At 39.2% G+C, this 21,752-nt stretch carries 12 protein-coding genes and 1 rRNA gene; 8 read left to right on the top strand and 5 right to left on the bottom strand.

The genetic code is table 11. The features are described from left to right. Nucleotides 1-347 precede the first annotated feature (347 nt). From B9Y87_RS19355 to B9Y87_RS19340, 4 genes are all read left to right on the top strand, one after another. Entirely contained in the window at nucleotides 348-1,232 is an 885-nt protein-coding gene (locus B9Y87_RS19355) for an AraC family transcriptional regulator (protein WP_085500617.1), read from the top strand. A 436-nt stretch (nucleotides 1,233-1,668) separates the two neighbouring features. Beyond that, a complete protein-coding gene (locus tag B9Y87_RS19350; RefSeq protein WP_085500616.1) occupies nucleotides 1,669-4,764 on the top strand; it encodes a SusC/RagA family TonB-linked outer membrane protein in 3,096 nt (1,031 codons plus the stop codon). A 27-nt stretch (nucleotides 4,765-4,791) separates the two neighbouring features. After that, nucleotides 4,792-6,381 carry a RagB/SusD family nutrient uptake outer membrane protein gene (locus B9Y87_RS19345; protein ID WP_085500615.1) on the top strand — a complete coding sequence of 530 codons (1,590 nt, stop codon included), beginning with the start codon at nucleotides 4,792-4,794 and terminating at the stop codon, nucleotides 6,379-6,381. A 98-nt stretch (nucleotides 6,382-6,479) separates the two neighbouring features. Next, entirely contained in the window at nucleotides 6,480-10,040 is a 3,561-nt protein-coding gene (locus B9Y87_RS19340) for a VCBS repeat-containing protein (protein WP_085500614.1), read from the top strand. Between the two features lie 292 nt (nucleotides 10,041-10,332). Here B9Y87_RS19340 and lysS read toward each other — a convergent pair whose 3' ends face one another. Next, on the bottom strand, nucleotides 10,333-12,024 hold the full coding sequence (gene lysS, locus B9Y87_RS19335; protein WP_085500613.1) for a lysine--tRNA ligase: 1,692 nt from the start codon (nucleotides 12,022-12,024) through the stop codon (nucleotides 10,333-10,335). Between the two features lie 202 nt (nucleotides 12,025-12,226). Between lysS and B9Y87_RS19330 the strand changes: the two genes are divergently transcribed. Next, entirely contained in the window at nucleotides 12,227-12,382 is a 156-nt protein-coding gene (locus B9Y87_RS19330; RefSeq protein WP_085500612.1) for a YqaE/Pmp3 family membrane protein, read from the top strand. 44 nt (nucleotides 12,383-12,426) lie between these two features. Beyond that, entirely contained in the window at nucleotides 12,427-13,146 is a 720-nt protein-coding gene (gene lipB / locus B9Y87_RS19325; RefSeq protein WP_085500611.1) for a lipoyl(octanoyl) transferase LipB, read from the top strand. A gap of 49 nt (nucleotides 13,147-13,195) precedes the next feature. On the opposite strand, the gene B9Y87_RS19320 is transcribed toward lipB, so the two are convergent. From B9Y87_RS19320 to B9Y87_RS19305, 4 genes are all read right to left on the bottom strand, one after another. Next, the gene (locus B9Y87_RS19320; RefSeq protein WP_085500610.1) at nucleotides 13,196-13,888 is read right to left on the bottom strand and encodes a TapB family protein; all 693 of its coding nucleotides are present in this window, start codon (nucleotides 13,886-13,888) and stop codon (nucleotides 13,196-13,198) included. 30 nt (nucleotides 13,889-13,918) lie between these two features. Beyond that, nucleotides 13,919-15,274 carry an OmpA family protein gene (locus B9Y87_RS19315; RefSeq protein WP_085500609.1) on the bottom strand — a complete coding sequence of 452 codons (1,356 nt, stop codon included), beginning with the start codon at nucleotides 15,272-15,274 and terminating at the stop codon, nucleotides 13,919-13,921. Between the two features lie 317 nt (nucleotides 15,275-15,591). Next, nucleotides 15,592-18,051, bottom strand: coding sequence for a ribonuclease HII (locus B9Y87_RS19310; RefSeq protein ID WP_085500608.1), 2,460 nt, complete (start codon nucleotides 18,049-18,051; stop codon nucleotides 15,592-15,594). A 29-nt stretch (nucleotides 18,052-18,080) separates the two neighbouring features. Continuing rightward, nucleotides 18,081-18,677: a ribonuclease HII gene (locus B9Y87_RS19305; RefSeq protein WP_085500607.1), complete on the bottom strand. Its 597-nt coding sequence runs from the start codon at nucleotides 18,675-18,677 to the stop codon at nucleotides 18,081-18,083. Between the two features lie 547 nt (nucleotides 18,678-19,224). Between B9Y87_RS19305 and B9Y87_RS19300 the strand changes: the two genes are divergently transcribed. After that, on the top strand, nucleotides 19,225-21,213 hold the full coding sequence (locus tag B9Y87_RS19300) for a putative porin (RefSeq protein WP_085500606.1): 1,989 nt from the start codon (nucleotides 19,225-19,227) through the stop codon (nucleotides 21,211-21,213). A gap of 334 nt (nucleotides 21,214-21,547) precedes the next feature. Then, nucleotides 21,548-21,752, top strand: a 16S ribosomal RNA gene (locus B9Y87_RS19295); the annotation flags it as partial.

Here is a 21,752-nt window from a genome sequence, read left to right as displayed (position 1 = left end):
TCTTGTTAGTGGTCTAATCCTGTCCAAAACTTTACCCATAATAGTTGTCCTTTGTTGTTTTAATGAAGTACAGGGCAATTTGTCCTATATTCAAGCTTATGAGTTATTGTTTTTATTAAATTCCGTTCTGGTGGATTTCCAACATATATTTTTTTCGATTTCACATATAGACGTTATAACACTGTTATGAGCTAATCAGGTTTTATTGCGTGAGCTTGTTAATGTTTAATAAGATGTGAAATTCTTATAAAAATCGGTTTTGAACGGTAATTATGTACTTTTGTCATTATAATGTTCAATATTACGCAATTATACTAATTAAAAACATAGACGTATTTTAAGATAACATGGATAATTATACGCTGAAAGAGGGATTTATGGGGCAAAGGATGATAGTTCTTCCCGAAAGTATCAAGGCGGAGCTTAAAACGAATGTGATCACTAAGAATTTCTATATTACAGATATAGGTTATTATCCTAAAGCCAATTTTCATCACAGAATGCGGAAAAAGGGTGCTGATGAATTCATATTGATATACTGTACAGAAGGACAGGGTAAATTGACAATTGCAGGTAAACAAATATTAGTTCTACCGAATCGGTATTATATTATACCTAAAGCAACAGCGCATAAATATGGTGCCGATGATCTTAATCCATGGAGTATATATTGGATGCATTTTGATGGCCTTATTGCCCAGAGTTTATTTGATAGATATCATTCCGATCCGGGCAAGTATGAAATTGTACCATTCGACAGCAGTAGAATCGACCAATTGAATCAAATATTTCATATTTTAAGTAGTGACTATGTAATGCCAAGGTTGGAATATGCCAATATTATGGGATTGAACTTTTTGACCTCCTTTATTTATCTGGATATTGGTCGTTCACTGCAGGTGAATGGCCGGAATGATCTCGTAGATGATATTATCGATTATTTGTCCAATAACCTGGATAAGACTCTGAAATCGGATGATATAGCCAAGGAGTTTAATTACTCTTCTTCATACCTTTTTAACCTTTTTAAAAAAAGAACTGGTTATTCCCTTATTCATTTCTTCAATTTAAAGAAATCCCAAAGAGCCTGCGAGTATCTGAATTATACGGACCTTAGTGTCAAGGAGATTTCCTTTAAGATGGGGTTCGAGGATCCGCTCTATTTTTCCAGGCTTTTTAAAAAGTATATAGGGGTTTCCCCGAAGGCCTATAAGGTGAAACAGAGTAGTTGATAACCTGTATAGGTTTAGTATTATGCCTTGAACGGTATATGGATTCTTTTCCATTTTAACTTTTTCCTATACTGCTTCAAAGGGGAAAATCCATTATTTTATTAGGACCCAAGCTATATAGCGTGGTTTGGGTGGGGATACCTGTTAATGTAGTGTCAAATTCTTAAAGGTGTTAAAATGCTAAATTGTGGTAGGTGTTTGTGCGATTTTGACAAGTTCAATGAGTGAAAAATGGTATATTCACAAATAATAATGAAATAATCCATGTTATAATAACATTGTCCATTTGTAAAATAGCCAAAACCTACTACTATTGTTCTAGGTTAGGTGGAGATCCAATTCTGTTTTGAATTTTTTTTGCTTTACGAATTTCCAATTTGAACTGAATGGGTTGCCAATAACCCCAATTTTAACTAATAACTAAAGACCAACTCAAATGAAGTACACTTTGCTTAAATCATTTCATTTAAGGCCCGGATATTTATTCGTCGCCTTTCTTTTATTTGGTTTTACCGCGGCGGCACAGAATACAATTTCTGGAACTGTCACCGATGGGGAAACTAACACTCCTTTGCCAGGGGTAAACGTAATTGCCGGATCCTCGGGTGTAATAACGGACTTTGACGGAAATTACGAGTTGAATGTGCCGGACGGAGTTGCCGTTCTAACATTTTCTTCTTTAGGCTTTGCCTCTCAGGAAATTAATATTAACGGGCGTAGTGTCATTAATGTAACCCTTGAACCACAATCCCAAGCCTTGGACGAGGTGGTCATTGTTGGTTATGGTACCGTAAAGAAAAGTGACCTTACCGGATCGGTTTCCTCTATTGATGGTGATTCGTTTAAGGAACTACCGGTTACTTCCGTTGATCAGGCCATACAGGCTAGGGCACCTGGGGTGCAGGTGACTCAGGCATCTGCCGCACCGGGTGGTGGAGTATCGGTCCGTATTCGAGGCTCTAATTCCATTAATAGTGGTAGTGAACCATTATATGTCGTGGATGGTTTCCCAATATATCCGGATAATGAAGCCTATGGTGCAGGTGGAAATAGAAGGGCATCCAATGCACTTGCCTCCATTAACCCTAATGATATTCAATCAATTGAAGTATTGAAAGATGCCTCGGCTACCTCCATATATGGTTCTAGGGGTTCTAATGGTGTGGTATTGATAACTACAAAACGTGGTAAGCAAGGAAGGGCCAAAATTAGTTATGAAGGAACCTATTCCACCCAGACCATTACAAATTCTATAGACGTTTTGAACGGTTCTGAATTCGCAACTTATTTAAATACACTTGAAACTAGTCAAGGCGGTGCGCCAATATACTCGCAGGCACAAATTGATGCCTTTGGAGAGGGTACCAACTGGTTGGATGAAGTTACGAGGGTGGGAATCATCCAAAATCATCAACTTACCTTTTCTGGAGGAAATGAGAACTCACAATATGCCTTGACCGGCAACTATCACGAAAATGATGGTATTGTAAAAAATACCGATTTTCAAAGGTATGGTATCCGACTAAATTTGGATAATAAGGCTCTAAACGATTTCGTGAATATCAGCTCTAGTTGGGCAATAAATCGTACAGAGTCCAATAACGCCCCAACAGATCGTGGAGGCCCAGGGGGTATTATTATTACGGCTTTGGGATTGGATCCTACAGTTCCTGTTCGAAATGAGGATGGAACCTACGCTCTGGCTTCTTACGACGGACGTTTTAATATAAATCCTTTGCAGGAATTGGAGTATGCCACAGATCAGGATATAACTACCAGAATTTTGGGTAATACTGGATTTACCTTTAATATTTTGGATGGATTAAAGGCTAAGACTAGTATAGGTGCCGATATCTTAAATGTGAATCGTACCAGCTTCTTTCCTTCTGTGAATACCAGGTTGGGGAGGGACAATGCAGGAGAGCTTACTTTGGCAAATAGGAGTTCATCCAACTTCCTTAACGAAAATATTCTTACCTATAACAAACAATTTGGGGAAAAGCATAATATAGATGCTGTTGCCGGATATACTTTTCAAAAGGAAGTTAACAAGTATACTAGTACAACAACAAGGGGCATTACGGCGGCTTCCGTAGATCAGGCTACCCTTCAGGGAGGACCGGATATTCTTACACCATTCTCCAATAGAAGGGAATGGTTGTTGGAATCCTTATTGGGTAGGGTGAACTATAATTTTGATGGTAGATATTTGGCCACGGTTACCTTTAGAAGGGATGGGTCATCTAGATTTGGAAAAGAAAACAAGTGGGCCAATTTTCCTTCTGTTGCTTTGGGGTGGAATATTGCCAACGAAGGATTTTTTGAGAATTCTCAATTATCCGAAACAATTAACAACCTAAAATTAAGAGGTAGTTGGGGATTAACGGGGAACTCTGAAATTCCTGTCTATAATTCCTTGGCCAACCTTAACGAGTACAATTACGTATTTAATGGTGGTTTGGTCTTGGGGCTTGCAGATGGTAGATTAGGAAACCCTGACTTAAAATGGGAATCCACCACTATGACCAATATTGGTTTGGACGCTTCATTTTTTAACGACAGATTAAACCTAACTTTGGATTATTTCTATAACCAAACAGAAGATTTGTTACTTTTCGTAACCATTCCTAGCAGTTTGGGCTTTGAATCGATCTTGAAGAATTCAGGTTCCTTGGAAAATAGAGGATTTGAGGTAGGTCTTGATGGCTACGTTATTAACAACGAGAATTTTAAATGGAACGTTTCCGGGAACATTTCTATCTTAAGAAATAAGCTATTGGACCTTGGGGATAGTACACCATTTTTCTCCAGCTCCACAAGTGGTCACTTGGGCGTTGATGGTAGTTGGGTGGAAGCAGGAAATCCAATTGGTGTATGGAGGGGCTATGACTATATTGGAATTTTTCAATCTGAGGCGGAAATAGCCAGTAATCCCTCAAGATCTGGGGATAAGCCAGGATATCCCCAATATAGGGATGTAAACGGTGACGGCCAGATAACCCCTGATGATTATGTAATTATTGGTGATCCCAATCCAGATTTTACTTGGGGACTTAATTCTACCCTGAATTACAAAAACTTTGATATGGGTATATTTTTTAGAGGGTCGCAAGGTTTTGATGTAAGAAACTTACAAGCCTCCGAAATTGGTGATGGAGTACAAAAGATAAATCAGTTGTCAAATATATTGACTGATTCATGGACCCCATCCAATACTAGTGCTTCAAGACCGGTTATAGATGGTAACAGGGATTTTGCAAATTCCTACAGGGATTCGGATTACTTTATTGAAGATGGATCCTTTATCCGACTACAGAACATTTCTCTTGGCTATACCATACCTAATATTCAAAAGTATATAAGTAGGGCCCGTGTATTTGTAAGTGGTCAAAATTTGTTCACCATAACCGACTACAGTGGTTTTGATCCGGAAGTAAACAATAGGGGACAGAATAACTTGAATAGAGGCGATGATTATGATGCCTACCCACGTTCCAGAACACTGACCTTGGGCGTAAATCTGGAATTTTAGTAACTTTAATTTAAAAAATTACATACTATGAAGACATATAAAAAATTTAGGTATTACCGCCTCCTTTTCTTTTTTGCTTTGGCAATACCATTGGTAGGCTGTTCGGATTTGGAAGAAAATCCGGATTTTACGACCCAAGATAATTTCTTTGCAACCGCAGAGCAATTAGAATTAGGTGTCAATGCGGTCTATGATGGAATAGGTTATGGTAGGGATTGGTTTAATCATTATTATGATCGATTTGTTTTTGAATGCCTTGTAGGATATCAAGTAGGTTGGGAAAAAGGACCGTTGGATTTTCAAAATGGGAACGTTAACCCCAGTGATGACTATATAGCCACTTATTGGAGAATATCCTACGAGAATATTAATAGGGCAAACGCCATAATTGAGAAGGCCGATCAATTAAAGGAGGAAGGTGCTCCCAATACCGCCTTGATAGACAGGGTAAAGGCAGAAACGTTGTTTTTAAGAGCCTTTTACTATTACAATTTAGTGCGCTATTTTGATAATATTCCGGTAACTACACAAAAAACCGAAAGTGATAAAGATCTTCCATCCAACGAAAATGGAAAACGTTTGGCGTTGGACCTTATCGAGGACGATTTAATCATGGCGGCTGCAGTTTTGCCGGAATCCCATTCCTCTGGAAATGTAGGTAGGGCAACCAAATGGGCTGCAATGGCACTCTTGGTGAAGGCATATTTACAGGATGAAAAATGGGGTGAGGCCCGGACAACCGCGGAAACTATTATGACTGAAAGTGGACTTGATCTGTTTGATGATTTTGCACAAAACTTCTCTGTAGCTGATGAAAATACAGGAGAACGTATTTTTGAAGCTCAAGTATCATCTTCGGCCAACTCCGGTGAAAATCAGAACTATCATCAACATTTCATTCCAGGTGATCTGCCCAACGATTTAGGTGGTGTGGGTTGGCATTGGATAAATTCTACACAAGCATTCCGGGAAAAATATGATCCAAATGACAAGAGAATTGCGGGCACTTTTATTAGTGAGTATCCTACAACCAGAGTAGGACCCAATTCAGCAGGAGAAAGACCAGTAGTGAAATGGAGTGCAGATGCATCGTACAATTTAAGTCGTTTTGGAGGAATGGTTTCTGCAGATGCTGATCCCAATAATCCAGATGAACTGATTTTTGGCAACGGGTGGTCGGCAAAATACACCGAAATGGGTATATCCAATGCCAACCTGACCGAGAAGAATATTGTTTATCTCCGTTATGCGGATGTATTATTGGGTCATTCTGAGGCTGCCAATGAGAGCGGTACTGGGGATCCTTATTTGGGAATCAATTTGGTAAGGGAAAGAGCTGGATTGGATCCCCTTTCCGGCCTTAGTAAGGAGCTGCTTAGAGACGCTATAGTAAATGAGCGCGTAATGGAATTTGCTATGGAATGTGAGGTTTATCCCGAACTTAAAAGGAAAAGTACTTTCGGAGGTACACCGGATTATTTGGGTGATTATATTCAGGAATTTATAGACACTTATGGAGTAGACCGTACTCTTAAAGCTAGAGATTATGTGTTGCCAATTCCATTGAACGAGGTGTTGGGGAATCCCAATGTTACACAAAATCCCCAATATCAATAGTTTTTTGAGTTAGTTAGAGTTTTTATGAAAACCTGTCATAGTCGACAGGTTTTCTGATTTTTATGTATTAATATTGATGTGTAAAGTTTTAATATACAATGATGTATAAATTTGCCAAGTTACTATTCTTTGCCATAATTTTCATACAGGTTATTTCTTGTAAGGATAGTGGATCCGGAGAACCTGAAAAGTCTGAACACGAACCGCTGTTCAAATTATTGTCTACCAATACCACCAACATATCCTTTAATAATCTTATTGAAGAAAATGACACCTTTAATATGGTCGATTTTTTTTACGTCTATAATGGAGGGGGGGTGGCCATTGGAGATATTAACAATGACGGTTTACCGGACATTTATTTCACGGGAAATATGGTAAATGATAAATTGTATTTGAATAAGGGAGGGCTAAGTTTTGAGGATATTTCAGATTCAGCTGGAATCGTTACACCTGGGTGGTCCACAGGTGTAACTATGGTGGACATTAATCATGACGGACTGTTGGATATTTATGTGTGTAGGTCTGGGAATTACGATAAGAATAAACGAAAAAATCTCCTATACATAAATCAAGGCAATCTAAAATTTCTTGAACAGGCTGATGCCTACGGTATAGCGGATACCAGTTATTCCACTCAAGCGGCTTTTTTTGATTATGACAAAGACGGCGATTTGGATATGTATCTTTTAAACCATACCAATGATATTCGGGACCCTAATAATGTAAGACCATTGAAAAAGGATGGAAATGGACCTGCCAACGATAAATTGTATCGAAATGATGAAACAAAGGATAAGGGAATCGTATTCACTGAAGTTTCAAAAGAAGTTGGAATAGTTTTCGACGGACTTGGCCTGGGGGTCGGGATAGCGGATATTAATAGTGATGGATGGGAAGATATTCTGGTTACGAACGACTTTATTTCTAATGACTACTTATATATCAATAAAAAAGATGGAACTTTTCAAGAAATGGCCAAGACCTATTTGGACCACGTTAGTCATTTCAGCATGGGCAATGATATAGCCGATTTTAACAATGATGGTTTAGTGGATATTGTTACCATGGATATGCGACCTAGGGACAATTACCATGAAAAGAAAATGTCCGGGCCATTAAATTTTGCTTTATTTGAACGGACTTTACAACAGGGGTATATGCCCCAATATATGCGTAATACCCTACAGCTCAATAATGGATCTTTAGATAAAGGTCCAACCTCTTTTTCGGAAATTGGCCAGTTGCTAAATGTGGATGCCACCGATTGGAGTTGGGCTCCACTTTTTGCAGATTTTGACAACGATGGCTTTAAAGATTTATTTGTAACCAATGGTTATCTTAGAGATATCACGGACCTTGACTTTATCAATTATACAGGTTCTTTATCTGTCAATGTTTCCAAGGATAGTCTTAATAATTTTCTTAAACAAAAGGCGAAAGAAATGCCTTCCATAAAACTGCCTAATTATTTATTCAAAAATAATGGTAATTTAAGTTTTGTGAATATGGCCGAAGAGTGGGGTCTGGATCAACCTTCCTTGTCCAATGGTGCGGCCTATGCCGATTTGGATAATGATGGCGACCTTGATATTGTAATCAACAATATTAACGAGACTGCTTCTGTGTATGAAAATAGATCGGAAGTAGTTTTGGGGCATCATTATTTGAGTGTTCATTTGAAGGGTGATGGTCTTAACAACATGGGTTTAGGTACAGAGGTCACATTGTTTCAGGATGGTAAACAACAAATAGTTAGACAAACCTTAACAAGGGGGTATCAATCGTCAATAGACAAAATAATACATTTTGGTTTAGGTAAAGAAAACGTTATAGATAGTGTTATTGCACGTTGGCCAAACGGAAAGGTTAGTAAAGTATTTAATCCTGCGCCTAACAAGCTATTAAAATTAATGCAAGATGAGGCATACATGGAAATAGCTTTAACCAATGACCAATCCAAAAGTGGCCTATTTAAGGATATTGCCACATCTCTAAATTTGGACTATTTGCATAAGGAAATGGTGTATTATGATTTTAACCGACAGTTTCTTTTACCACACAAACATTCTAATCAAGGACCAGGTTTGGCAGTCGGCGATATTAATAACGACGGAAGGGAAGATTTTTTTCTTGGAGGAGGATATAATTATAGTGGTAGATTATTTTATGGAAGTGCCGACGGAACTTTTGACGTAAAGTTATTAACCCCCAATGAAAAGGATAAATATGAGGAGGATACAGGTGTATTGTTTTTTGATTATGATGGAGATGGTGACCAGGACCTTTATATAGTAAGTGGAAGCAATGAATTTTACGAGGGGTCTGAATATTATCAGGATAGGCTCTATACCAATGATGGGCAAGGGAATTTTACATTGGATGTAAATGCCATACCAAAGATTAATACTAGTGGTTCTTGTGTTAGGGCATCAGATTTTGATAAGGATGGCGATCTTGATCTTTTTATAGGAGGCAGATTAGCTCCCTTAAAGTATCCGTTGCCCCCCAACAGTTATTTGTTGGAAAACGATGGTGGGATATTCAGGGATGCTACCAATAAATTAGCGCCATCCCTAAGAAAGGTAGGTATGGTCACAGATGCAATTTGGACCGATTATGATACGGATGGCGATACAGACCTGATCGTTGTGGGCGAGTTTATGGCTATTCAATTTTTTGAAAATCAGAACGGTTTGTTTGTAAATAGTTCGGAGGAAACAGGACTGACCTATACCTCTGGTTGGTGGAACAGTATAAATGGCGGGGATTTTGACAATGATGGGGATATGGATTATGTTTTGGGAAACCAAGGATTAAATACAAAATACAGAGTCTCTCCCAACGAGCCATTAACGGTTTATGCGAAGGATTATGATAAAAATGGTAGTATAGACCCAATCATGTCATCCTATACCAATGGCATTGAATATCCAGTACATTCCAGGGATGACCTTATTAAACAGATTCCTCAAATGAAGAAAAAATTCCCGGATTATGCCAGTTATGCCCAAGCAACAATGGTGGATGTATTGGCCGAGCGGGAAAAAAGTAGTTCTTATATTACAAAGGTATTTCAATTCGCTTCGGTCTATCTTCAAAATAACGGAAAAGGTAAGTTTGAAATTAAGGTTCTTCCCAATGAGGCACAAATGGCCCCAGTGTACGGTATTCTAATTGATGATTTTGATGAAGATGGTAATTTGGATGTGTTAATGACGGGTAATAACTATGGTACGGAAGTGGGTGTTGGGCGTCATAATGCTTCTAAGGGCACTTTGTTAAAGGGTAATGGAAAGGGAGATTTTATTGGTATTTCTCCTGTGGAAAGTGGTTTGGGAATAAACGGTGATAACAGAGGGGCAGTTTCAATAAATATCAAGGGTCGACCATCCTATATTTTTAGTAGAAACTCTGGTGCATTGAAGGCATATGTTGTAGATAACCGGTCAAAACCAAGTTTATCTATTGATGTATTGCCCAATGTGGCCAAAGCTACAATTAAATATAAAGATGGCTCAGAGCGTCTTCAGGAATTTTATTACGGATCTTCATATTTGTCACAATCCAGTAGAACATTGTTCCTTAACGGAAATGAAAGCCGGGTAGTTTTCTATGATTTTTTTGGTCATGAGGCTGCCGTACATGATTTAAAATAGCAAAACTTTGTGAATGGTGGTGTAGTTGGATTATAATTATTGCTCCAGGGTTTTAATAAGAAAACAAATTAGGTCATTTCCCATGTCCCTTTAATTGAATGCAATTTGGTTCAATTTAAACCTTAAAATAAGTAGCTGAGATTTAATCTTTTGATTGCACTAAAAGGCCCTGAACTAGGTAGGTTCAGTGTAAAAATAAAATGCTTGGAGTTCACAATTTAAAATTCGGGAACTCCAGGCACTTGTTATTGTTGTGGAAATAGGGCTATTGTAAATCGTTCGCTCTAGGAGATTACTTCTTCAGAATAACCACTTTTGTGTCGCCCTCGGGGATTACCTTGATCAACTCGTGCTTGGAAAGGGCCTTCATGGATTTATCCCATTTTTTGCCACTTAAGCCTGCTTTGGTCTTAAGCTCATCCAAGGTCAATTTGCCTTCTGGTTTTAATAGGGCAAGGATTTCTTTTTCTTCCTCGCTTAGCTCAACCTGTTTCTTTTCTGGTCGCATCTGAGGGAAGAAAAGTACCTCTTGTATGGAAGCATTGTTGGTCATCAACATTACCAAACGATCAATTCCGATACCGATACCACTGGTAGGAGGCATTCCGTATTCCAAGGCCCTTAGGAAATCTTGATCAATGAACATGGCCTCGTCGTCCCCTTTTTCCGATAGTTGAAGTTGTTCTTCAAACCTTTCACGCTGGTCAATGGGGTCGTTCAGCTCGGAATAGGCATTGGCCAATTCCTTTCCGTTTACCATGAGTTCAAAACGTTCCGTCAATGCCGGATTGTCCCTGTGCTCCTTGCATAACGGACTCATTTCTTTGGGGTAATCGGTAATAAAGGTGGGCTGTATGTAGTGATGTTCGCATTTTTCACCGAAAATTTCATCGATAAGCTTGCCAACTCCCATGCTATCATCAACCTCAATATGTAGTTTTTTGGCAACTTCCCTAAGTTCCACCTCGTTCATTCCGGCAACATCAAAACCCGTATGGATTTTAATAGCTTCCAAAATGGGAACCCTAGGGTAAGGGGCCTTAAATTCTATCTCATTTTTGCCAACGGTTACCTTGGAAGTGCCATTGGAATCGATAGCTACTTTTTCCAGCAGCCTTTCGGTCATATCCATCATCCAATTGTAATCCTTATAGGCTACATAAAGTTCCATGACGGTAAACTCAGGGTTATGGGTACGATCCATGCCCTCGTTTCTAAAATCCTTTGCAAATTCGTAAACCCCGTCAAAGCCACCAACAATCAATCGTTTTAGGTATAGCTCATTGGCCACCCTTAAGTATAAAGGAATGTTCAATGCATTGTGGTGCGTCATAAACGGACGGGCTGCGGCACCTCCGGGAATGGGTTGTAGTATAGGGGTCTCTACCTCCAAATAGCCGGCATCGTTAAAAAACTGACGCATACTATTGGTGATTTTGGTGCGCTTTATAAAATTCTTCTTAACGCTTGGGTTTACTACCAAATCCACATATCTCTGACGGTAGCGCAATTCTGGGTCGTTAAATTCATCGTAAACTTTCCCGTCGGCATCTACTTTTGGTAAAGGCAAAGGGCGTAAGGATTTACTTAACAAGGTGAAATTTTTGACCATTACGGTTTTCTCACCTACCTGTGTGGTGAAAAGTTCCCCTTCTATACCAATAATGTCGCCAATGTCCAATAATTTTTTATACACATCATTGTACAAGGTCTTGTCATCACCAGTACAAATTTCGTCCCTGTTAAAATAGACCTGAATACGGCCTTCGCTGTCCTGAAGTTCTGCAAAGGAAGCCTTACCTTGTATCCTTCTGGACATAAGCCTTCCGGAAAGAACAACTTTTTTGCCTTCTTCATAGTTCTCCTTGGCCTTTTTAGAAGTACTATTTACTGGATATAGTGCAGCGGGATAGGGGTCGATGCCCATTTCCCTTAACTTGCCAAGTTTTTCCCTTCTAATTACTTCTTGTTCCGAAAGTTGCATATTCTTATAAATTAAGGCTGCAAATATAGGCACTCTCCGTTAATCTATCAATCCAAAAATTGGAATTGATCGTTTTGAAAACAGCGTATCCAAATTAATCCCAATTTCTTGTAACAAAATGTTGGTTTTTTGGTCTTATTAATGAATCAAAAAACAATAATGGTCCCTCACAGGGACGGCATCAATCAAAAATCAAAAATAAATGGGTTGTTTTAGGGTCATATTGGCTATTATTTTTCCGCCCTTGGCCGTTATAGGAAAGGGTTGCGGTTCCTTTAGTATTGTATTCTTGCTTACCCTGTGCGGGTGGGTGCCCGGTGTAATCGCAGCATTGATCATCCTCAACAATCCAAACTAGGGTTTTGAGGTTTGGTTTATGGTCGGAGTTTGTATCTTTGCGCCATGAACAAAAGTATTCTCTTAGAAGATTTGGGGCATAATGATTACAAGGAAACTTGGGATTACCAAGAGCAATTGTTCAAATCTATTATCGATTTAAAAATAAAGAATAGAAGGGAGGGTTCCCATTTGGAAACACCAAATCATTTTTTATTAGTAGAGCATCCGCATGTGTACACTTTGGGGAAAAGCGGGGATATGGGTAATTTGCTGGTGGATGAAAATGTGCTTACTGAAAAAGGCGCAAAATTCTACAAGATAAACCGTGGCGGCGACATCACCTATCACGGGCCTGGGCAGATTGTGGGTTACCCTATTCTGGATCTGGATAATTTCTTTACCGATATTCATAAATACCTTCGGTTTTTGGAGGAGATGGTGATTTTGACCTTGGCCGACTATGGGCTGAAGGCCGAGCGATCCAAAGGGGAGACCGGAGTTTGGTTGGATGTAGGCACACCATTCGCTAGAAAGATATGTGCCATGGGCGTTCGCGCTAGTCGATGGGTAACCATGCATGGTTTTGCCCTGAATGTAAATGCCGATCTGGGCTATTTTGACCTAATGATTCCCTGTGGGATCAAAGGAAAGGCAGTTACCTCTTTGAATGTTGAACTTGGACAAAAGGAAGTGGATATGGCCGAGGTGAAGAAGCGACTATTGAAACATTTTTCTAACTTATTTGAGGCTGAATTTCAAAGGATTGACAGGCCATTAATCTAAAAAAACCAAAGCATGTGCTTTGGTTTTTTTTAGATTATAATGCACGATTTTAGTTATTAAGTTTGGTGAGTAGCATTTGGTTGGTAAGGTCCCCTTTTTTATTGTATGTTTCCTGCTTTACCATTCCTACCCCCTCCGCAAGCCATAACTTGGAGGGCATGGTTTGCTTTACACCCATGATCTCGGAAATATTGTCTTGGGTTATCACATAACATTCAAAGTTTCCTGCTGGCGTGGTAACACTTTCTTTTTTTTCCACTACCCTATTTAGTTGGTCTACTTTAATATTCATGTTCATACCGGTCATTTTGATGGCTATGGCTACATTGGCGTCTTCTAGTCCCTGTCCTACACTAAGGTTGTTGGGCAACTCTATATCTGTTCCGCTAATCTCCATTTCCATTCCCATATCCGTATATTGTTTCATCATTTGTGCCGGCACCAAGGAATTGTAGTCTATTTTGACTACGTCGCCTGTACAACTGATCTTATAATCGGAAACCAAAATTTCCTTGCCTTTTTCATCGGTGAACTTCATATTCATAGTGGCGGTGGTAACGCCACCTGTATTTTCAACATTTGTTATAGAGTAATCCGTAACCCCTTCTGTCTTCCCTTTTTTGTTGGTCATCGTATATTGAAAGCTTGTGCCCTCCTCCATAGGGTAGTATTTACTACAATTTTGGGAAAAAGCGACAGAGGTTACAAGGAAAAGGCAATAAATTAAGATAAGTGTTCTCATGTTTTAGATTTAAGATAGATATGTTTAAGGTTATATTTTTTTGAAAACTACACGCCTGTTTAGCGCTTTGCCGTCTGCGGTATTATTATCACCTATAGGTTCACTTTCCCCTTTGCCTTGGGTTTGCAAACGGTTGTCAGCGATACCATATACGTTTACCAAGGCTTCCTTTACCGCTGCAGCCCGCTTTTGTGACAGGCTTAAATTGGCATCTTCCGAGCCATCGGCGTCGGTATGTCCAATTATCATGAGGTTCATACCGTTTTCTTCCTGTAGAACTTGGGAAATTTGTCGAATGATTCCCATAGATTGCGGTTGGATATTTGCCGATCCAGAATCGAATAGAATGCCATTGGTGGAGACTTCTCCCTCGGAAATCAATTTCCGTCTAAGGTCTACTCCTCCTTCGGCAATCTTAACGTTACTAATAAATACGCGTTCCTTTCCATCTGCCAAGCCTTCTGGAGAAAATCTCAAATACTTTAGTAAGGCACCTTGAGACACTAATCTCGGAATATCTATATATTTCCTTTCATTAACCCACAATCGAAATCGTTGCCCGTTTACCGCAATTGAAATATGTGGCTGCTCCAAAACAACGGCCCGCATGTCAGTTTCTATTAAATTATTGATTAGGGTTTCTTTGTTGATTTTATTTCTTATTCTAATGTTGGCGTCAATGTATTGACAGAATGGTAGGGTAGCAGAAACAATGTTGTCACCTGCCTTGTACCAATCGTAGGATTTATTTTCGGTTAGGCTTAATTCTAAAAAAGCTTGACTCGAGGTATCCTTGTCCAGGCCCAAGGTTAGTATGTCAAATTCTATAGTATAATCCTCTGGCAGTTCAGGGGCAAGGGGGAGGTAAGTGCTACCTGCCTTAATTTCGAACCACTTTTCAGTAGAACTATCTACCTTGACTATCTCCCCACTACCATTGGTGTCCCATTTGGATGGAAAATCACCAATATAATCGTTGGAGAAATCATCAAAAAATAAAGGCTTGTCCCCAGGTACGAAATCAAATTTACTGTATACTTGAATGGTTTTGGCGCCACTAGGTGCCACCGTTGTACCACTCTTTAAATTACCGCCTTCAGTTCGTGTATTGCCTTCGCCCGAGGGTACATTGGCACTGCCCTTATTGGTAGGGTTGGGAGCAGGTGAGGTAGATGAATCTTTGCTGCCAGGCTCCAATATACTGTCCAAGGCTGCATCGGTTTTTTTGGAAACTTCCCTATCTACCCTGTTTTCCACGGTGCGCTCTACAGCCCTTTCTGCCCGTTTGCCTAATTTTTTCAAAATTTGTGATTGTAGGGAACCGGAAAAGAAGAATAGTAATAGAAAAGCTGGAATTACTTTGGGGAATATTTTAAAGGGATTCATAATCTTTAATTTTAATGTTCGCGCAGTGTTTTATCTCAATCAACTTTAAGTCAGTAAATTAACTAAAATTAGCAAAATTTAAGTCTTGCGCCTGCAGAGGTGTATATCTTGCGTGTTTTTTTGTGTTAATGGTGCATTAAAACCAATAGTTAACATTTACACTGAAAAAGTTTACAGGAAAAGAAATACGGCAGAGGTTAGGGAAGCCTAGTATTGTAAGATTAATGATAAAGTGAAATGGTATTTTTCCTATTTTAAAAATAGTAAAAGCTTTTCCTATACGTGATTTTGGATGGTAATTATCTCCCTTGTTTTTCCTAATTGATTTTGTATACAATAATGGAATTGTCCTGGTCCTTTGCTACAAGCTCCAGTTTATGGTCGTTGTCCATATCAATGAGATCAATACTTGAATTCCCAGGAACGGGAAAGTTGGAAATGGCTTCGGCCTGACTGTCGAAAAGATAAATTTTCTGGTTCTGTATATCCGTAACGCTAATATATATCTTGTCGTTCAAATAGAAAATCTTCGGTTTCGAATATACCCCTAGGTCCAATTCCACTTTTTTGCTCCTTATGGTCAGTACATTGTCGTTCATAATGGCCAGGGTATTGCTAGTGGCATCCAAACCATGGTCTGGGAGTAGGTTTAGGTTGGCGGTGGTTGTTTTGCCCTTTTCATCTATTTGGAAAAGATGGCCTTTGGTGTCGGTAACCGTGAACTTGTTTTTATGAAGGAGAATTTCATTGTCGGAAAAATTTATTTTATTGGAAACATTGACCCTGGTATCACCGGTCCTGGACAATATTTTTAATTCGCCACCTTCCTGTTTCATGACCAAATAATCCTTTTTTCCAACCCTATAATGCTTGGGTGTGCCCAGAATGGGATTATCTGCCTTAGTGTATTTAAATCCTTTTACTATCTGTCCCGCGCTATTATACATAAATAGTTTTGTGCCTTGGGTGACCAAAAACCTATAATCCTTTTTGCGGTCGTAATCAAATACGGCCAAAGGGTTTAAATTGCCTCCTTCAAAGGTGAAGGTAAAGGGGGGCACATCCTTACCATTTCTATCAACAATCATAAATTGGTTGTCCGTAGTGAACGCCAATTGCAATCTTCCATTTTTGTACAGGTCTACCTGTTCCACACGTCCCTGGATTCTACCACTTAGTTGTTTTTTCCAAATTACCTTCCCGTCCGTTGAAATGAGATAGAGGTTGTTGTCGCGGTCCTGAACTATAATTTCGTCCTTGTTGGTCCTATGGTTTTTTACAAATTGTGGAGGTGTTACTATTTCCGTGTCCAACTGCAGGGTGAAATAGGGAATGGTTTTGTTGAGCGTGGTTTCGTGGGCTATTTTTTGGAAAAGTACATTGGTGTGGTGAAAATTGTCATCCACGACCATTTGAGCTGCAAAGGAATACTCGGATAGCTCCTTGGTCTTAACGTTCTTAACGATGTCCTTGTCCATGTATTGTTCCAAGAAATATTCAATACCATCGGCATTGGCAACAAAGAGCATGGAGGACTCGTCTGCCAGTTGTTCTTTTGCTGTTTTGTAAACCGATGTTTTTTCAAAAGTGGAAACATTTTTGAAATTTCCAATAAAGGTTTTTAAGGTCTCCGGAGTTGGGGAGAACACAAATGCATTTTCTATAATAGTATAATAATTGGCTTCAAAATCTTGTATCAGTGGATTGAAATAATGATTAAGGAAGTCGGACTTGGAGAGTCCAACAATTTCATTGCCTTGGTAATCTTCCGAAGCTTTTTCCAGTTTATCCAGAAAGTTCAGGATATTCTCGGAACCATAGGTGTGCAGTATGACCGCCTTTTCATTGTTCAGATACACAAATCCGATTTCTTCCACTGCCTTAAAGGTGGTGTCTATGACTACGGAGCGGTCCAAATATCTTTTTTGGTTCAAGGCGAAGTTTTCGTAATTGTCAAAAGTAAAGGCCAAAATGGCATCGGAGGCCATCGGGGCCAGAGCCGGTGTCCTTGGGGTTAGTGCATGGCTTTTTTTAAATAGATTACTATAGTTTATTATAGAATCGTTGGCCATACTTATACCATTTAGTTTTAGATGGTCCTTGTTGGTGTTAAAATCCAGGGATACCCAGTCCGTAAATTTGGAAATATCAACTTTATGTCCGTCAGACAAAATATGGTTAAGCAAGGGGTTGCTTTTGTTTGTGTTTATAAATAAATTGGCACTACTTTGATTGTTGGATATTTGGTACAATTTATTTAAAGATTCGTCTACCGGTAAATCTTGGTCATTGCGAAGTATGTTTTCGATCAACATTTGCGCGGAGCTTACTATAATTTTGTCGTCCAAAACGGTGGAAAAGAAATTGGCCCCGTCCACAGTGTAGCGGTCAAAGCTTTTGCCTTCATAGCTTATGTTTTCGACCACCTTATCGCTGCCCTCCCCAATTTGAAAAAGATCATCACTGTTTCGGGTAATCAACAGCAATTCAAAATTTGCCTTCCCTAATTCCACGAAGGCCAAAATACTCTCGCCATTAGGCTGAATATATTTTAAGGATTTCAATTTTTCCAGAACGGAGTTATAAGCAGCGGTAGTAGATAAGGTTTTGAGGAGGTCACTATTCTCCAATTCACTGGAAAATGAGGGCTTGTCGTTTATTTTTATTATAATGGCACTATTCTGAGGAACGTAGTGCAGTATTGGTGAGGTCTTAGAGCTTTGTTCTGTGCATCCGATCAATAGTAAAACGAGTATCGCTAGTAATTTCAATTTCATAAATAAAGCTTTGAACAAATTTAGGATTTTTAAACGTCCAGTTTTAATTGATCTGGTAATTGTCTAAAAGTTTTTCTATGATATTTAGTGATGCCGTACTTACGTATGGCCTCCCTATGTTCCAAGGTGGGGTAACCTTTATTTTTTATCCAGTTGTACATAGGGTATTCTAAATGAATTTTTTCCATATAGGCATCCCTATAGGTTTTGGCCAGAATGGAAGCAGCTGCGATGCTGAGGTATTTGCCATCCCCTTTTACAATGCAGGCGTGGGGGATGTTTTGGTAAGGATTAAACCTGTTGCCGTCCACAATGATAAATTTAGGGTTGGTGTTTAATTGATTCAATGCTTTGTGCATTGCCAAAAAGGAAGCGTTCAGGATGTTGATTTTGTCTATTTCATCTGGGAAAATCTGTGCAATTCCAAAGCTGGTGGCATTAGTTTCAATTATTGGCCTAAGTAGATCCCTTTTAGAAGGGGACAAAATTTTTGAGTCGTTAAGGAGGTCGTTGGAAAAATCTTGTGGTAAAATAACGGCTGCAGCAGTTACGGGGCCTGCCAAACAACCCCGACCGGCTTCATCCGTTCCGGCTTCCAACTCATATTTGTAAAAGGCTTTTAACATTTATGTAATGTTCTAATGTTGTTTGGGATTGGAAATACTTAACCAATCTTTTTAGCTGTCCGTAAGGCAATCCGGACCAAAGCCAATGTTTATCTCTAACTGGTGTCAAATATAAAAATTTATAAAGGGGATGAAGACCCATGGGGAACAAATTCTCGGTGGTATAATATTTTAGTTCATGTATGGCTTCTTATTTCTAAAATTAGGATAGCATTTGGTCGTCTAAGGTAGATTATGACTTGTCTATTTTGGCAAGTACGGTTACCACACCTTGGAAGTAGGTTATTGGACCCCAAAAATTGATTTCACTTTACATTAGGGAAATGGAGGCGCGGACTTCTAAAAGTTTGTTGGATTGCCAGCTTGTGGCCACTCCAGCAGCTGCAGTTTCCGGCTTTCCAAATTGGTATGCCTATCCAATTATAGTTGGGCTACCTCTACTATTGCTAGAGATGAAGCAGGGGATAAGGTGTTGTTTGCCTGTTTTTTAAACTTTCACATTTCATTAAGGACAAAAAAATTAACTTTGTCAACGTAAGTTTATAGCATGAGATATTTGTTGACACTTTTTATAGTGTTGTTTGGTCAGGCCATTAGTGCACAGGAAAATTCCATTCCCCCATCAAGTAACGACGGTGAGGCTGGTAAGGAGCGTAGAGTTCGAAACCTTCCGCCAAAAAAAAATGGGGATGATAAGGGTCAGGAGGTGACTATTAGGGATTACAAAATTATAAATTACGAAAGGGATACTACTTTTTTGGATACAACAATCTCCATTCAAAAGGAATATAAGTACAATTTTTTGAGAAGGGACGATTTTGAATTGATGCCTTTTGCCAATGTAGGACAAACGTACAATAAGTTGGGGGTTAATTTTGATGTAAGGGATACCTACCCTAAACTGGGTGCCAGTGCGAAGCATTATAGCTATATGGAGGTTAGGGACATTGATTATTACAATGTGGCAACCCCAATGAGCGACCTCATGTTTAAGACCACTTTTGAGCAAGGACAGCTTCTGGATGCACTCTTGGCTTTCAATACCTCGAGAAGATTAAATTTTTCTATCGGATATAAGGGTTTTAGATCTTTGGGGAAATATCAATACAGTGAAGCGGAGTCGGGTAATTTTAAGATGACGGCCAACTATGAATCTAAGGATAAGCGCTATAATTTAAGGGCGCATGGAGCGGCCCAAAATTCTTTGTTTGAGGAAAATGGTGGATTGTCCAATAAGGAATTGCAATTTGAATCCGGTGATTCCGATTTTAGTGATCGTTCCAGGTTGGATGTGCTTTTTTCCGATGCCACCAACCGACTATTGGGGAAAAGGTATTATTTGGATCATCAGTACCTTTTATTTGGCAGTAAATTGGATTCTGGTAAGACCAGGACAACCTCTTTGGCGCTTGGGCATGAGTTTAATTATGAGACCAAATACTATCAGTATAAGCAAACCGCCCAAAACGATTATTTTGGGGATGGCTATGATTCAAGTATTTCGGATAAGGCAAGCTTAAAAACAACCTATAATCAGGTCTATGCACAATTTTCCAATAAGACGTTAGGGGTGTTGACGGGACTTATTAATCATTACCACTACAACTATTTTTTTAATTCGGTACTGCAAACGCCAACCCAGCTTATCCAAAGCCAGTTAAGTGGCGATGAAATCTCTGCCGGGGCCAAATATGTAAAGAAAATTGGTGGTTTTCAGTTAAATGGGGCCGCACAGGTCAATATCTCGGGGGACCTGTCTGGAAATTTATTGGATGCCTTTGCCAGTTATGACATTAACAAGAACAACAAGCTTAAATTTTCCATACACTCATCCTCACGTATGCCCAATTTTAATTTCCTTTTATATCAAAGTGATTATAGTAATTATAACTGGCAACATACGGGGGACTTTAATAAGATAAACAATAATGGTTTTCAGTTTGATCTGGAATCCAGGTTTTTTGGCAATCTAATGGCGAAATACACTTCTTTGGACAATTACACCTACTTTGCTTCGGATCCGGCAGAAACTTTGGTTGAAGGAGAGGAGCAGGCATTTGTTAGACCGTTTCAGGAGGGTAGTACCATCAATATACTTAAGGTCAAATATGCAAAGGAATTTAAATGGAAGGGATTTGCACTGAACAATACGGTAATGTATCAGGATGTGTCCCAGACCAATAATGTTTTAAACGTACCACAGCTGGTTACAAGAAACACCCTGTATTATTCTAACTTCGGGTTTAAAAAGGCCCTATACTTCCAAACAGGGGTAACCCTTAAATATTTTACTTCCTATAAAGCGGATGCCTATAATCCGGTGTTGGGGGAATTCTATTTACAGAACCAGGAGGAATTGGGTGGTTTTCCCATGCTGGACTTTTTTATTAATGCCCGGGTACAGCAGACTAGGATATTCTTAAAGGCCGAACACTTCAACTCTTCTTTTTCCGGCAACAATTTTTATGCTGCTCCCAATTATCCTTACAGGGATTTTGTGATTCGATTTGGATTGGTTTGGAATTTCTTTTCATAGTTCAATGTTTATTTTCTGGAGTTTTTAGGGAGGTCTTTGAAAATGCATAAAAAATTATTTTAATATTTTAGCTGCAAATCAGCTTGTTACAGGTCGATTAAAAAATCTTTTAAAAATAATTCGAAAAAGGTTTTGTGTAAACAAAAAAAGTATCCTACATTTGCACCCGCTTAGAGAAAGAGCGAGAGTAAAAAAAGAAGTAAAGAAGTTCATTGATATATTGTAAAGACAGCGTGCCACATTCCTGGGAACGGGGATGTGGTGCAGAAAAAGAAATCGAAATAACGGGCCGGGAAACAGCTTTTATGGGTTGATCGAATTTATATAAGAATCAACGATGAAGAGTTTGATCCTGGCTCAGGATGAACGCTAGCGGCAGGCCTAACACATGCAAGTCGAGGGGCAGCGGGGATAAGCTTGCTTATCCGCCGGCGACCGGCGCACGGGTGCGCAACGCGTATAGAATCTGCCCTGTACTGGGGAATAGCCCAGAGAAATTTGGATTAATGCCCCATGGTATGTTTAAGCGGCATCGCTTT

Source organism: Arenibacter troitsensis (genome assembly GCF_900177645.1).
GTDB classification, from domain to species: domain Bacteria; phylum Bacteroidota; class Bacteroidia; order Flavobacteriales; family Flavobacteriaceae; genus Arenibacter; species Arenibacter troitsensis.
Note: the sequence above shows the minus strand (reverse complement) of the source record. Positions and strands in the feature narration are given on the sequence as shown.